The sequence below is a fragment of the Ruegeria sp. CDSC068 genome, from assembly GCF_059610545.1.
In genome coordinates this window covers 184,312-198,862 of sequence record NZ_JBXWNV010000005.1, presented here as the reverse complement: position 1 = coordinate 198,862, position 14,551 = coordinate 184,312, and the positions used below count along the sequence as shown (strand labels likewise).

At 58.9% G+C, this 14,551-nt stretch carries 13 protein-coding genes and 1 pseudogene; 11 read left to right on the top strand and 3 right to left on the bottom strand.

Annotated features, from left to right (window positions below; genetic code table 11):
* From aceE to AC2FID_RS12315, 9 genes and pseudogenes are all read left to right on the top strand, one after another.
* Positions 1–2,655, top strand: a complete 2,655-nt coding sequence (aceE, locus tag AC2FID_RS12355; RefSeq protein ID WP_496837051.1) for a pyruvate dehydrogenase (acetyl-transferring), homodimeric type — start codon at positions 1–3, stop codon at positions 2,653–2,655.
* A 27-nt stretch (positions 2,656–2,682) separates the two neighbouring features.
* Positions 2,683–3,930, top strand: coding sequence for a dihydrolipoyllysine-residue acetyltransferase (gene aceF / locus AC2FID_RS12350; RefSeq protein ID WP_282169292.1), 1,248 nt, complete (start codon positions 2,683–2,685; stop codon positions 3,928–3,930).
* Between the two features lie 11 nt (positions 3,931–3,941).
* Complete coding sequence (gene lpdA, locus AC2FID_RS12345) at positions 3,942–5,672, top strand: dihydrolipoyl dehydrogenase (RefSeq protein WP_496837049.1); 1,731 nt, start codon at positions 3,942–3,944, stop codon at positions 5,670–5,672.
* A 10-nt stretch (positions 5,673–5,682) separates the two neighbouring features.
* Positions 5,683–5,952 (top strand): annotated as a pseudogene (locus tag AC2FID_RS12340) (Re/Si-specific NAD(P)(+) transhydrogenase subunit alpha); the annotation flags it as partial.
* 457 nt (positions 5,953–6,409) lie between these two features.
* Positions 6,410–6,856 carry a phasin family protein gene (locus AC2FID_RS12335; RefSeq protein ID WP_058275892.1) on the top strand — a complete coding sequence of 149 codons (447 nt, stop codon included), beginning with the start codon at positions 6,410–6,412 and terminating at the stop codon, positions 6,854–6,856.
* 186 nt (positions 6,857–7,042) lie between these two features.
* Positions 7,043–8,080 carry a tRNA dihydrouridine(20/20a) synthase DusA gene (gene dusA, locus AC2FID_RS12330; protein WP_496837047.1) on the top strand — a complete coding sequence of 346 codons (1,038 nt, stop codon included), beginning with the start codon at positions 7,043–7,045 and terminating at the stop codon, positions 8,078–8,080.
* Between the two features lie 40 nt (positions 8,081–8,120).
* Positions 8,121–8,945 (top strand): sulfite exporter TauE/SafE family protein, encoded by an 825-nt coding sequence (locus tag AC2FID_RS12325; protein WP_496837045.1) that lies wholly within the window; start codon positions 8,121–8,123, stop codon positions 8,943–8,945.
* Positions 8,942–9,724, top strand: coding sequence for a hypothetical protein (locus AC2FID_RS12320; RefSeq protein WP_496836663.1), 783 nt, complete (start codon positions 8,942–8,944; stop codon positions 9,722–9,724). The genes AC2FID_RS12325 and AC2FID_RS12320 overlap by 4 nt, the downstream gene beginning before the upstream one ends.
* 33 nt (positions 9,725–9,757) lie before the next feature.
* On the top strand, positions 9,758–10,486 hold the full coding sequence (locus AC2FID_RS12315) for a SpoIIAA family protein (protein WP_472724050.1): 729 nt from the start codon (positions 9,758–9,760) through the stop codon (positions 10,484–10,486).
* Positions 10,487–10,753: 267 nt separating this feature from the next.
* On the opposite strand, the gene AC2FID_RS12310 is transcribed toward AC2FID_RS12315, so the two are convergent.
* The 3 genes from AC2FID_RS12310 to ccmI are packed head-to-tail and all read right to left on the bottom strand — an operon-like array spanning position 10,754 to position 12,693.
* A complete protein-coding gene (locus AC2FID_RS12310) occupies positions 10,754–10,987 on the bottom strand; it encodes a DUF1289 domain-containing protein (protein WP_109311459.1) in 234 nt (77 codons plus the stop codon).
* A gap of 18 nt (positions 10,988–11,005) precedes the next feature.
* Positions 11,006–11,470: a Holliday junction resolvase RuvX gene (gene ruvX, locus AC2FID_RS12305; RefSeq protein ID WP_496837043.1), complete on the bottom strand. Its 465-nt coding sequence runs from the start codon at positions 11,468–11,470 to the stop codon at positions 11,006–11,008.
* Positions 11,467–12,693 (bottom strand): c-type cytochrome biogenesis protein CcmI, encoded by a 1,227-nt coding sequence (ccmI, locus tag AC2FID_RS12300; RefSeq protein WP_496837041.1) that lies wholly within the window; start codon positions 12,691–12,693, stop codon positions 11,467–11,469. Before ccmI ends, ruvX begins: the two co-directional genes overlap by 4 nt.
* 196 nt (positions 12,694–12,889) lie before the next feature.
* Between ccmI and AC2FID_RS12295 the strand changes: the two genes are divergently transcribed.
* The gene (locus tag AC2FID_RS12295; RefSeq protein WP_058278329.1) at positions 12,890–14,134 is read left to right on the top strand and encodes a sarcosine oxidase subunit beta family protein; all 1,245 of its coding nucleotides are present in this window, start codon (positions 12,890–12,892) and stop codon (positions 14,132–14,134) included.
* Between the two features lie 76 nt (positions 14,135–14,210).
* Complete coding sequence (locus AC2FID_RS12290) at positions 14,211–14,540, top strand: sarcosine oxidase subunit delta (RefSeq protein ID WP_282120397.1); 330 nt, start codon at positions 14,211–14,213, stop codon at positions 14,538–14,540.
* Positions 14,541–14,551: the final 11 nt, after the last annotated feature.

Sequence of the window (14,551 nt, the reverse complement as noted above, 5' to 3'; positions counted from 1 at the left end):
ATGAAAGACCTCGAACCCGATATCGACCCGGTAGAAAGTCAGGAATGGCAGGACGCCATCGAAGACGTGATTGAACGCGATGGCGCGAACCGTGCGCATTTCCTGTTGGACAAGGCCGTACAAAAAGCCCGCGCTGCCGGGGCGACGCTGCCGTTTTCCGCAACGACGCCGTATCAGAACACCATTCCCGTTGACGATCAGTACGCGTTTCCCGGCGATCCTGAGATGGAGTGGCGGATCCGTACGATCAACCGCTGGAACGCCATGGCAACCGTGGTTCGGCGCAACAAAGTCAGCAGCGAGTATGGCGGCCACATTGCCTCCTTCGCATCATCTGCCGTTATGTATGACGTGGGCCTGAACCACTTCTGGCGATCGAAATCGGCGATCCACGGCGGGGATCTGGTGTTCTTTCAGGGCCACGTGATCCCCGGTATCTATGCCCGTTCCTTCATGGAAGGGCGCATCACTGAAGAGCAGCTGGAAAACTTCCGCTCCGAGGTCGATGGCGGCGGGCTGTCCAGCTATCCGCACCCGTGGTTGATGCCGGATTACTGGCAGTTCCCGACTGTCTCGATGGGCTTGGGCCCGCTGATGGCGATCTATCAGGCGCGGTTCATGAAATACATGCACAACCGGGGTCATATCGACATGGCCGACCGTAAAGTGTGGTGCTTCCTGGGCGACGGCGAGATGGACGAACCCGAAAGCCGGGGTGCAATTGACCTGGCCGTGCGAGAAGGCCTGGATAACCTGATCTTCGTGATCAACTGCAACCTGCAGCGTCTCGACGGTCCGGTTCGCGGCAACGGCAAGATCGTGCAAGAACTTGAGGGCGACTTCCGCGGTGCGGGCTGGAACGTGATCAAGCTGCTTTGGGGTAAGGGCTGGGATCAACTGCTGGAAAAAGATACGAGCGGGCGGTTGCGTCAGTTGATGGATGAAACCGTCGATGGCGACTACCAAACGTTCAAGTCGAAAGACGGCGCTTATATCCGCGAACATTTCTTTGGGAAATACCCGGAAACCGCTGCTTTGGTCGAAGACTGGACCGACGATCAGATCTGGGCATTGCGCCGGGGCGGACATGACCCAGAAAAAGTCTATACCGCATTCAAGCGCGCGACCGAGAACGAGGGCACGCCGACCTGCCTGCTGGTGAAAACCGTCAAAGGCTACGGCATGGGCTCGGCCGGTGAGGGGCAGAACACCACCCACCAGCAAAAGAAACTGGCCGAAGATCAGTTGCGTGCGTTCCGTGATCGGTTCCAGATCCCGGTCAGTGACGAAGACCTGCCCAACGCGCCGTTTGTGTCGTTGAACAACGCACAAAAGGCTTACCTGGCCGATCGACGCAAGGCTTTGGGCGGTGAGTTCCCCAAACGCGACAGCAGCGCTCCGGCGTTGGAGATCCCCGAACTTTCCAAGTTCGAAGCTCAACTAAAGGGCACCGGTGATCGCGAGATCTCGACGACGATGGCCTTTGTCCGCATCCTGACCACGCTGTTGCGTGACAAGGGAATGGGCAAGAACGTGGTGCCGATCGTGCCGGACGAAAGCCGGACCTTTGGGATGGAGGGGCTGTTCCGCTCGGTCGGGATCTACAACCCCTCGGGTCAGAACTATACCCCTGAAGATGCTGATCAGATGATGTTCTACAAGGAAACGACCAACGGTCAGGTCCTGCAGGAAGGCATCAACGAGGCTGGCGCCATGGCCGATTGGATTGCGGCAGCGACTGCGTATTCCAATCACGGCGTCCCGATGATCCCGTTCTTCATCTACTATTCGATGTTTGGCTTCCAGCGCATCGGTGATCTGGCCTGGGCGGCTGGTGATAGTCGTGCGCGGGGCTTCATGCTGGGCGGTACGGCCGGTCGGACGACGCTGAACGGTGAAGGTCTTCAACACGAGGATGGCCACAGCCACATTCTTGCGGGCACTATCCCGAACTGCATCACCTACGATCCGACCTTCAGCTATGAGGTCGCGGTGATCATCCAGAACGGTCTGCAGCGCATGTATGGCGATCAGGAAGATATCTATTTCTACCTGACCCTGATGAACGAAAACTATACGCACCCCGATATGCCGATGGGCGCGGAAGACGGGATCATCAAGGGGCTGTACCGGTTCCAGGAAACCAAGAAGCCGGGCAAGAAGCACGTCAACCTGATGGGCTCGGGCACCATTCTGGTGCAGGCGATGAAAGCGGCGGAATTGCTGAAGAAGGATTTCGGCGTGACGTCTGATATCTGGTCGGCCACCTCCTTCAACGAATTGGCCCGTGACGGACAGGATGCGGCACGCGCCAACCGTCTGGACCCGCTGGCAGAGGAACGCGTGCCTTACGTGACCGAACAGCTTTCAAAGGCCAAAGGTCCGATCATTGCAGCCACTGACTACATGAAGAACTACGCCGAGCAGATCCGCGCCTTTGTGCCGGGCCGCTATTCGGTGCTGGGCACGGACGGCTATGGCCGTTCGGACAGCCGGGTGAACTTGCGCCGGTTCTTCGAGGTCGATGCCAATCATATCGCGGCGGCGGCAATGGTCGATTTGTATCGCGAAGGTGCGGTGACCAAGGCCGAGCTCGAGAAGGCGCTCAAGACATATGAAATCGACGGCGACAAGCCGAACCCCCGGTTGGTTTAAGGCCACGGGGCACGAGGAGACGTAGAAATGGCAATCGAAGTAACAGTCCCGGATATCGGGGATTTTGCGGATGTCCCGGTGATCGGCATCCTGGTCTCGGTCGGTGATACCGTCGCAGCCGAGGACCCCCTGATCGAATTGGAAAGCGACAAGGCCACGATGGAGGTTCCGTCCCCTGCCGCGGGTGTCGTCAAGGAAATCAAAGTGTCCGAGGGCGACAACGTTTCCGAAGGCGCGCTGATCCTGCTGCTGGAAGGCGAGGGGGCACCTACCGCCGCGGCCGAGGCCGCGCCCACGGTCGCACCGGCACCTGCGGCTGCCCCCGCACCAGCCACCCCGGCGGCGCCGGTGATGGACCAAGGGTTCGGCAAGGCCCATGCCTCGCCATCGGTGCGCGCCTTTGCCCGTCAGCTGGACATTGACCTGTCCAAGGTCAACGGCTCGGGCCGCAAGGGTCGTATCCTGCGCGAGGACGTCACCAAGTTCCTCAAATCCACGACTGCGACTGCTCCGGCTGCTGCAGGTGCATCGGGTGGCATGGGTATCCCGCCGATCCCGGCTGTCGATTTCTCAAAGTTCGGCCCGGTCGAAGACGTGGAAATGCCTCGGATCAAAAAGCTGTCTGGCCCCGCATTGCATCGGTCATGGCTCAACATTCCACATGTCACCCATAATGATGAGGCCGACATCACCGAGCTGGACAAATACCGCAAGGAAATGGACACGATGGCCAAGGAAGAAGGCTATCGCGTCACATTGCTGAGCTTTGTGGTCAAGGCCTCGGTCAATGCGCTGAAACAGCATTGGGAGTTCAACTCGTCGATCCACCCCGACGGCGACAAGCTGATCCGCAAATCTTACTACAATATAGGCTTTGCTGCAGACACGCCGAACGGCCTGGTTGTTCCGGTCATCAAAGATGCGGATCGTAAGGGCATTGTCGAGATCTCCAAGGATCTGATGGAGTTGTCAGGCAAGGCGCGTGCAGGTGAGCTGAAATCGAACGACATGCAGGGCGCGACGTTCACGATCTCGTCGCTGGGCGGTATCGGTGGCACCCATTTCACTCCGATCGTCAACGCGCCCGAGGTGGCCATTCTGGGCCTGACCCGGTCGAAGATGGCTCCGGTCTGGAATGGTGAAGAATTCGTGCCGCGCCTGATGCAGCCCTTGTCGCTCAGCTATGACCACCGTGCCGTTGATGGCGCCTTGGCTGCACGCTTTTGCGTCACGCTCAAGACGCTGTTGGGTGACATGCGCAAGTTGATGTGGTGAGGAGAGATCAGATGGACGTCAAAGTACCCGATATCGGCGATTTCTCCGATGTGCCCGTGCTCAGCATTCTTGTCTCGGTTGGTGATACCGTTGTCGCCGAAGACCCGCTGATCGAACTGGAATCCGACAAGGCCACAATGGAGGTTCCGTCCCCCGCCGATGGCAAGGTCGTCTCGATTGCCGTTGCCGAAGGCGACAATGTCTCGGAAGGCTCGCTGATCTTGACGCTGGAAGCCGCTGATGGCGCAACGCCCGAGGCCGCCCCAGCCGAGGCACCTGCCGCCCCTCAGGCTGTGGCCGCCACCGGCACTGCAACCGGAAAGGGCGATGTGCATGCCGAGGTAGTCGTGCTGGGGTCTGGGCCCGGCGGTTACACGGCAGCCTTCCGCGCTGCCGATCTGGGCAAGAAAGTTGTCATGATCGAACGTAATCCGACGCTTGGCGGTGTCTGCCTGAACGTAGGCTGTATCCCCTCGAAGGCTCTGCTGCATGTGGCAAAGGTCATCACCGAGGCCGAAGAGATGGGCGCGCATGGTGTCAACTTTGGCCAGCCTAAGATTGACTTGGACGAATTGCGCGCCTTCAAAGACAGCGTTGTCGGCAAACTGACCGGCGGTTTGGACGGTTTGTCCAAGGGTCGCAAGGTTCAGATCGTGCGCGGCTACGGTCGCTTCTCTGGCCCGAACATGATCGAGGTCATGGGCGATGACGGAATGACAACGGTTTCCTTTGACCAATGCATCATTGCGGCGGGATCTGAACCGGTTGAGCTGCCCTTTATTCCGCATGACGATGACCGCGTGATCGACTCGACAGGTGCGCTGGAACTGGCGGATGTTCCAAAGCGGATGCTGGTTCTGGGCGGCGGTATCATCGGTCTGGAGATGGCTTGCGTTTATGACGCGCTGGGCTCGGACATCACCGTGGTCGAGTTGATGGATCAGATTATCCCTGGTGCGGACAAGGATATCGTCAAACCTCTGATGACCCGCATCAAGGGCCGGTACGAAAACATTTTCCTCAAGACCAAGGTCACAGCGATTGAACCGTTGAAAAAGGGCCTCAAGGTCACGTTCGAGGATGACAAGAGCGACAGCTTCACCGACACCTTTGATAAAGTTCTGGTTGCCGTGGGACGCAAACCCAACGGCAAATTGGTCGACGCAGAAAAAGCCGGGGTCGCGGTGGATGAGCGTGGGTTTATCGCCGTGGACAACCAAATGCGCACCGGCGTGCCGCATATCTTCGCCATCGGTGACTTGGTCGGCCAGCCAATGCTGGCGCACAAGGCCGTGCACGAAGGCAAGGTTGCAGCCGAGGTTGCCGCCGGTCACAAGAGGTTCTTCGACGCGAAACTGATCCCTTCGGTCGCCTATACCGACCCGGAAGTGGCTTGGTGTGGCCTGACTGAGACCGACGCCAAGGCCAAGGGGATCAAGGTCGAAAAAGGCGTGTTCCCGTGGGCCGCGTCGGGCAAATCTCTGTCCAATGGCCGATCCGAAGGCATCACTAAGCTGCTGTTCGATCCACAGGATCAGCGCATCGTGGGTGCCTGCATCGTCGGCACCAACGCCGGTGATCTGATCTCCGAGACTGCTCTGGCCATCGAAATGGGGGCGGACGCGGTCGATCTTGGTCACACGATCCACCCCCACCCTACGCTGAGCGAGACAGTGAACTTCGCGGCCGAGATGTTTGAGGGCACGATCACCGATCTCATCCCACCCAAGAAACGCAGCTAGGATCGTGGCGATGAAGATAGGTACACCGAGAGAGACTTATGACGGTGAGAACCGTGTTGGGATGTCGCCCGAGTCTGCGTTGCAGCTTCAGAAGTTGGGCTATGAATGTCCGATTGAGAAGGGTGCTGGTGCTGCGGCTGGATTTTCGGATGCGTCGTATGAGGCAGCGGGGGTTGAGGTCGTAAAGACAGCTGCGTCGCTGTGGAAGCAGGCCGACATTGTTGCTAAGGTGCGTCAGCTAAACGAGGCCAGGGCACCGGGTGCTCGGGCATCAAAAACTCGCTGATCTTCAAAGAAAACACCCGCATGTTCTACGGTGACGCAAGGGCAAGCCTCGACAAACTCCTGCCATTGATCGACTAAGCGGAGCGGTTTGGTCCAAGATGTCTTGTCACTTGAAAAACTCCGTACGCCTTTTGGCGTAGCGGATTGAGTTTTGGGGTCAATCTGTTCGGAATTTTGCCGAGGCTCAGCCGCCCCCGGTGGGAGGCCTGGCTGAAGAAGCGGTCGGGTAAACAGGTGCCCGCGCGTGCGACCGGCGATTCGGCCCATCTTGCCCTGGCCTCGGCGCCGGGGACCTATGTGCGGGTCAAGGCAAGTATTTGATTTCAATACGTCTCGCAGAATTTTTCTGCAGCGCAGCAAGAAGAATCTTGCAATGCTGCGCTGCGGCATCCATATTGTCCTCAAGCTGATGAAAACCGGGGTGGGCTCGGTTCGGCAAAAGGATTTTAGACATGGCAAAGACGCAAGACTTCACCGCGACCCTGAAAGACGTTATGGGCGCGTTCCCCGTTGACACCACCGCTCTGGAAGGTGCTTTCAAATCGACCGCGACGCTGAATGAAAAGCTGTCGGGTGTTGCACTGGAAGCGGCTGAAAAGTCGGCTGAGATCTCGAGCAAATGGACCAAGGACACCCTGGCCAAGCTGACCGAGATGTCGAAAGCCAAGGCAGAGCCTGCAGACTACGCCAAAGCGGCCACCGACTTCGCCAGCGCATCGGCTGAAGTTGCAGCTGAAAACATGGCGGCCTTCGCAGAGATCGCGAAAAAAGTTCAGTCCGAAACCGTTGAGCTGCTGATGGCGGCTGGCAAAGACGTAGCCGAAGACACAACCGCGGCTGTCAAAAAAGCCACCAACGACGTGACCGCAGCTGCCAAGAAAGCAACTGCTGCCAAGTAAGCAAACGCCGCGAGGCGCACCCAATCCTCCCAATCGGTGCTATCGCGCAGGGCAGGTCGAAAGACCTGCCCTTTCTTTGTTGGTGGAGCGTCTTATCGATACGCGTCTTGACCACAGTGCGCCCTTAGTTGCGAAACGCCGTCCGGTGCAGTAAGCCACCTATTCAGTGTAGACCGAGACCCATCCATGACCGCATCGTCAAACCCTGTTTTTAAGCGCCGGTCGGCTTCAAAAGGCCTTGTCACCAAGGCCGCGAGGCTGTCGGTTGCACCTATGATGGATTGGACAGACCGGCATTGCCGATTTGTGCACCGACTGCTCAGCCAGCAGACACTTCTATACACGGAAATGGTAACCGCCCCGGCGTTGGTGCGAGGTGGCGCATTGCATTTGTTGGACTTCAGTTCGCAGGAACACCCCGTCGCGCTGCAATTGGGCGGTTCTGACTCAGAGGAGCTGTCGCAGGCGGCCCAGCTGGGTGCGCAAGCGGGGTATGATGAGATCAACCTGAACTGCGGCTGTCCTTCGGATCGGGTGCAATCGGGTACATTCGGGGCCGTCCTGATGAAAGATCCTACCCGTGTTGCTGATTGCGTTGCCGCGATGCGCGATGCTGTTGATGTCGAGGTGACGGTCAAATGCCGTATTGGGGTCGATGATCAGGATCCAGAACAGGTACTGCCTGAATTCCTGCAGGCCATTCATGCGGCCGGATGCCGACGCATAACAATCCACGCGCGCAAAGCATGGCTGCAAGGGCTTAGCCCAAAGGAAAACAGGGATATCCCGCCTTTGGACTACGACCTTGTGCATCGGATGAAAGATGCGTTCCCGGACCTGCACGTTTCGATCAACGGCGGAATCACGTCTCTGGAACAAGCAAAGACGCAACTGGACGCCGGGCTGGACGGTGTCATGATTGGCCGCGCGGCCTATCACCAACCCACAGATATTCTGGCCCAGGCGGATGCCATGATCTTCGGCAGCGGGCAGGTAGCTGATCCGATTGATGTTATTCACAAAATGGTGCCCTATGTCGAAAACCACCTTGCCGAGGGCGGCCGCCTGCACCAGATCACGCGTCATATGCTGGGCCTGTTTGCCGGACGTCCCGGTGCGCGTGCGTGGAGGCGGGCTTTGTCCGAGAGTGCGGTTCAGGATGGGGCAGGCCCCGAGGTGATGCTGCAGGCGCTGGACAGCATCGCGCCTTTGGCAGAGGTTTGACAGCTACAGGATACGGCCAGTTGGCCGGTTTGGGGGGATGATGCCCGAGACGATGTTACTGGCCCAGATGCTGGGCCTTTTGCTTGTAATCGGGGCGCTGGCCGGTGTTTTGGCCGGAATGCTGGGTGTCGGCGGCGGCATCGTTCTGGTGCCCGCGTTTTTCTATGCGTTCCAAACACTTGGATATGGTGGCCCGCAATTGATGCAGTTGTGTCTTGCGACCTCACTGGCAACCATCATCGTCACCTCATTGCGATCCGTCTTGGCGCACAACAAGAAAGGCGCGGTAGACTGGGATATCTTGCGCGGCTGGGGGCCAGGAATTGCAGTTGGGGCCATTGTCGGCGTGCTGGTCGCCTCGGCGCTACGAACCGAAGCGTTGCAGGCGTTGTTCGGAGTGTTGGGTATGGTCATCGGCGCTTATCTGGGCTTGGGCAAATCGGAATGGCGGCTTGGTGATGTGATGCCAAAAGGCGTGAAGCGGGCCGTTTTGTCGCCTTCGGTCGGGTTCCTTTCAGTTCTGATGGGCATTGGCGGCGGCAGCTTTGGCGTGCCGCTGATGAGTCTGTTCAACATGCCCATCCACAAGGCGGTTGCAACGGCGGCCGGGTTTGGCGTGATCATCGCCGTGCCTTCAGTTCTGGGCTTTCTATTCTTGGACATAGCGCCTGAACACCGCCCGCCGTTCACAATTGGCGCTGTCAATTTGATAGCATTTGCAATTGTCGTGACCATGACCATGATCACCGCGCCGTGGGGTGTGAAACTGGCGCATGCGATGGACCCTAAACCATTGAAGCGCGTGTTCGCGGTGTTTCTGACGCTGGTCGCCTTGAACATGCTTCGCAAGGCGTTGGGGCTATGACCGATTTTTGGGACAAGGGCTGGATCAGGTTTCCACACGATCCGACACTTGCCCAATGGGTTGAACACGCTTTGCCGCAAGCCCGCGCCTCGGTCACAGATCCAACCTTTGCGGAATGGCTGGATTGCGAAGGCACGTGGTTCATCGGCGTGGATGCGCTGGATAACGATCCAGAGGGCAGGGTGGGGCAATCAGACCTTTTGTCAGGTCATGCGATGGACTTTATCGCCGAACATTACGGGCGGTTGCCACTGCACAAGGGGCAGGTCTCGGTCGTTTATCCCGGTTATCCCCGCCCTCGTCGTGGCGAAAACGAAGCCGCCAGCAGATACCGGCGGAACCGTGACGCGGCGCATGTAGACGGTTTGCGTCCCATGGGGCCGGATCGCCGACGACGGGTGGATGAGCCACACGCATGGATCCTTGGCATTCCGTTAACGGATGCAAGCGCGGATGCCGCGCCGATGGTTCTGTGGGAAGGCAGCCACAAGATTCTGGGGGCAGCCTTTCAGCGTGCCATGGAAGGCCAGCCCAAGGACAGTCTGCACCAGATCGACATCACCGATGTCTATCAGACCGCCCGTCGTGAGGTGTTTGAAACCTGCCCCCGTATCGAACTGCCTGCAAAACCGGGTGAGGCCTATCTGCTGCATCGCCACTGTCTGCACGGCGTCGCGCCTTGGGCCGAGGGGGCGACCGCCGGGCCGGATGGACGGATGATCGCCTATTTTCGTCCGGAATGCGCGGGGGGAGTAGCCGAGTGGATCGAATCCCCGTAACCTGTTGCCATTATTCAGGTTTGGAGGTTTTCGATGATTACGGTTCATACGCATTCTGAAGGGGCCCAGATTGAGGTCGAGCTGTCCGGCGAAGTGACAAGCAAAGATTACAGCGAGACATTGGTCCCCGCGATCGAAGCGGCGTTAGAGGCTCATGATGCGGTGCGTCTGTTGGCGATCGTGCAGCCAGAGTTCAAAGGCTATGATCTTGGGGCCGCGTGGTCCGATACCAAGCTGGGTCTCAGCCACTGGCGCGGGTTTGACCGTATCGCAGTTGCGGCTGATCAGGGCTGGGTGCAGACCAGCATCCGTCTGGCCGCGCCGATTCTGCCATGCCCCGTTCAGGTGTTTGAACTTTCGGAACTAGAGGCCGCGCGCCGTTGGATGCGCGAGTCGCTGGGTGCCATTCATGTGACCGATCTGGGCGGACCCTGCGTGCAGATCAGCCTGATGGGCAAATTGGATCCCGAGGAGTACCAGCAGGCAGAGCGTGATCTGGATACCTTGCTAAGCTCAAAGAACGGGTTCCGTCTGTTGATCGACCTGCGCGAGTTTGACGGCTGGCAGGGGCTGACCGCACTGGCCGCGCATTTCCGCCTGGCCCGAGGGCATGTGGGAATGCTGGATCGCGCCGCCATCGTCGGGGACAAAGCGTGGCAGCATATGGCGCAGCGTGTCGCCAGTCACGTTCTGGGTGCCCGCACGCAGTTCTTTCCTTCTGAGGATTTCGAAAACGCAAAATCCTGGCTTGCAGCCGGGTAAGGCGGCGGCCGGCAGAGCGAAAGATTTCGCCTGGCTTTACCATTACGTAAGGTTAAATTTTCGGCTGTTTATTTTTCTTGATCAGTCGGTCAAAAAAAGATTAAACGTGTTTTAGTCTTCCGTATGACCACTTCGGAAGAACTTAAATGCTGAAGAGCGCCGCTGTGGGTTGCCACTCACTTACGCATGTCGTCGAACTTGATCCCCCCTCGGAGTTCAGACCGACCCGCAGCGGCGCGAATTCAGCCAAAAAGCCAGAAGTGGATATCAGGATTTGTTCATTCGCGCAGCCCGCCCACCGCGCCGTTTGGCAAGTCGGGGTTTGCGTGCAGGCAGATCTTCCATGATTTCGGCACGCTCAATGCTGTCCATTTTCGACCAGCGCGTGATCTCATCAATTGTGCGATAACAACCGGTACAGATGCGCTCGGTCGGGTGCACGACGCATATCTGGATGCAAGGGCTCTCGACCTCGTTCCTTTTCCAGACCATGTTTGTCATCGGTACACCCCGTTGCCCTTAAAGAAAGCGCAGCCTGTCCAGCGCTCCTTGTAGAATATAGCCTGCCGCAACGTGATCGATAACCTGTCCGCGACGTTTTCGTGACGTATCCGCCTCAAGAAGTGCTTTTTCCGCCGCGACTGTGCTTAGCCGTTCGTCCCAGAAGCTGATTGAAACCTCGGTCAGACGTGACAGATTTCGGGCAAAAGCGCGGGTCGATTGGCACCGGGGGCCTTCGGTGCCGTCCATGTTTTTGGGCAGGCCGAGTACGACACCACCAATCTCTCGGTCCGCGATGATGTCCAGCAATCGGGCCGAATCCAGGGTGAATTTCTTGCGTCGCACGGTCTCAAGCGGGCTGGCCACGCCGCGCATCCGGTCGGACACGGCCACGCCGATGGTCTTTTCGCCCAGATCCAACCCCATCAGGGCAGTAATAGGGGATAATGCGGCGGCGAAGTCTTCGAATTCGTCATATATCATTGCGCGATACCTGCCTGAAGTGCGGCAGCGTCGATGATCTCCAGCGCGTCGGCGTTTCCGGCAAAGACCGCCATGGCTTCGTTCCTGATGTCGATGGCGCGCTGTCCTTCGCCCAGAACGCCCAGTGCCGCGATCAGACGGGCCCAATCCTCGGGCGCTCCTCCTTCGGTGGCCAACCGGTCGGAGAGCTGATTAACCATGCCTCGGATCATCTCTTGTCGTTCTTCCGGGGTCAGCGCAGCGGCGGCCTCGACGTCATCCTGGCTTGGGCCGGGTCCTGCGGGGGCCGAAACCTCGGGCGCGTTGAACACCCCTGCGCGAAAGGCCAGCTCATCCAGTTGGGCCAGAATTGCGTCGACCCATGGCGCGCCGGCCGGTGCGTTGCGCAATGCGTCGGTCCAGATGCGATACCCGATGTCGGGGCGCCCGACCTGCACCATCATCTGGCCAAGGTAATACAGCGCCGGGCCATGTCGCGGATCGCGTTTTAACGCTTCGCGCAATGCAGCTTCGGCTTCGGGGGATACATATCCACCCGCCGACAAGATCATCATTTCGGCCAGATGCGAATAAGCGTCTGCAGGGACAGCGTCGCCAGACAATTCGATCACGCGCTGCTGGGCCTTGTAAGCGGCCGAAAAGTTGCCTGCGTTCGCCTCGTGTTGCGCCAAAAGAACATGGCCTTGCAGGTCATCGGGACGCGCTTCAACGGTTTCACGCAACTGCTCCAAAAGCGCTGCATAACTCTCTTCAAGCTTGGGCAAGGGCGCAGGTGTTGTGGTGGCCTCGAATTCAGCCTGGCTGGGGCGTTCCGCGCGCAAGGTTTCCGCCTGCGCAATACGCAGCGACAGGGGTTGATCCGGCAGCCCCGCCGCACCCATCCGGTCGTACATCCAGGCCGCACCGCCGACCAGGATAAGACCCACGGCTGCGATCGTGGTGACCGAAGCCCAAAGTGGCGGTCCCGGTCGAGTCGACTGTGCCTGTATCTGTGCGTCTGCGGCCAGAATACGGCGTGAAATCTCGGTGCGTACACGCTCGGCATCTGCTTCCCCGATGACACCTCGGGCGAGATCCTTGTCCACGCCCGCCAATTGTTCGCGATAAACACGCAGGTCATAGGCCGCTGCGGGTTCGCGTGTGTCGCGCGCGCGCAGGATAGAATAGCCTAGGAACACTGCAGTCACGGCAGCTGTTAGGATGATCAGGACCCAGAACGACATGGCTTCTCCGAAGTGGCTGCCCTGACTTAGACCTCTCGGCGGGCCGACAAAAGGGACAAATGGCCGCTGGCCGACTTCGTGTCGCAATAATGGGGCCTATGTCGCAATAGTGCGATATTACGGCGTTGAACGGCAGGGGCGCGCTGGCGTTACGCGGCATATCTTCGCGCAATCACCGAACCGGATGGATTCGCCTATGAAACACTATTCAGCCTTTGCTGTAGCGCGCGAAGCGCTGCGCTATCACACCGGATGGGAACGCGCCTGGCGTTCGCCCGAACCCAAGAAGAAATACGACGTGATCATCGTCGGTGCGGGCGGTCATGGTCTGGCCACGGCCTATTATCTGGGTAAGAACTACGGCATCCAGAATGTCGCCGTGATCGAAAAAGGTTGGCTGGGCGGTGGTAACACCGGTCGGAACACGACTATCATCCGCTCAAACTATCTGCAGGACCCTTCGGCAGCGATCTACGAAAAAGCGCGCAGCCTGTACGAGGATCTGAGCCAGGAACTGAACTATAACATCATGTTCAGCCCCCGTGGCGTTATGATGCTGGCCCAAACCCATCACGAAATTCGCGGATATCAGCGCACGGCGCATGCCAACGCATTGCAAGGTGTTCAGACCGAATGGATCACCCCCGAGCGCGTCAAAGAGCTGGTGCCGATCATCAATATCGACGGCCCGCGCTATCCGGTTCTGGGCGCATTGTGGCAGGAACGCGGGGGCACCGCTCGTCACGACGCCGTGGCTTGGGGATATGCGCGCGCCTGTTCCGCAATGGGCATGGACATCATCCAGCAATGCGAGGTCAAAGGCGTCAGGTCTGAGAATGGCCGCGTTGTTGGCGTCGATACTACCAAGGGTTCGATTGACTGTGACAAGCTGGGTATGGTGGTTGCGGGCCATTCCGGTCAGCTGGCCGAGATGGCGGGATTCCGTTTGCCGCTTGAGGCGATTGCCCTGCAGGCGTTGGTGTCCGAGCCGATCAAGCCCTGCATGGACGTGGTGGTGATGGCCAACACCGTGCATGGTTACATGTCACAGTCCGACAAGGGTGAGATGGTGATTGGCGGCGGCACTGATGCCTTCAACAACTACACCCAGCGCGGCAGCTTCCATCATATCGAGGAAACCGTTCGGGCACTGGTCGAAACTTTCCCGATGATCTCGCGCCTGAAGATGCTTCGCCAGTGGGGCGGGATTGTGGACATGACCGGCGACCGGTCTCCGATCCTGTCAAAAACGCCTTTGGGCGGTTGCTTTATCAACTGTGGCTGGGGCACGGGTGGCTTCAAGTCGATCCCCGGATCTGGATGGGGCATGGCGCAGCTGATGGCCACAGGTCACTCGCCGCTGACCGAAGCCTTTACGCTGGACCGCTTCAAAGAGGGCCGCTTCATCGACGAAAGCGTCGCCGCCGGGGTGGCGCACTAACACCCTGGCCCGAAGGTGCCACCTAATAGAATTCTGGTTGGCCACATTGCCAGCCGACCGCCAAAAGGATGACCATATGCTGATCCTGAACTGCCCGTATTGCGGCGTCGACGCCGAAGAATCTGAACTGTCCGCCGGAGGTGAGGCGCACCTGAAACGCTTCGGTCCCGGCTCGTCGGATGGCGAATTCCACGACTACCTGTTCATGCGTGAAAATCCCAAAGGCGTTCATTTCGAACGCTGGCGCCACAGCAACGGCTGCGGCAAGTGGTTCCACGCCGCTCGCTGCACACAAACGCTCGAAGTGTTCGGGACTTATACCGCCCAGACCACCGAGCCGCCGAAAGAACTCAAGGACGCGATCACTGCAAAGCGCCCTGGCTGGACGTGGAGAGAGTACGAATGATCCGCGCCGCC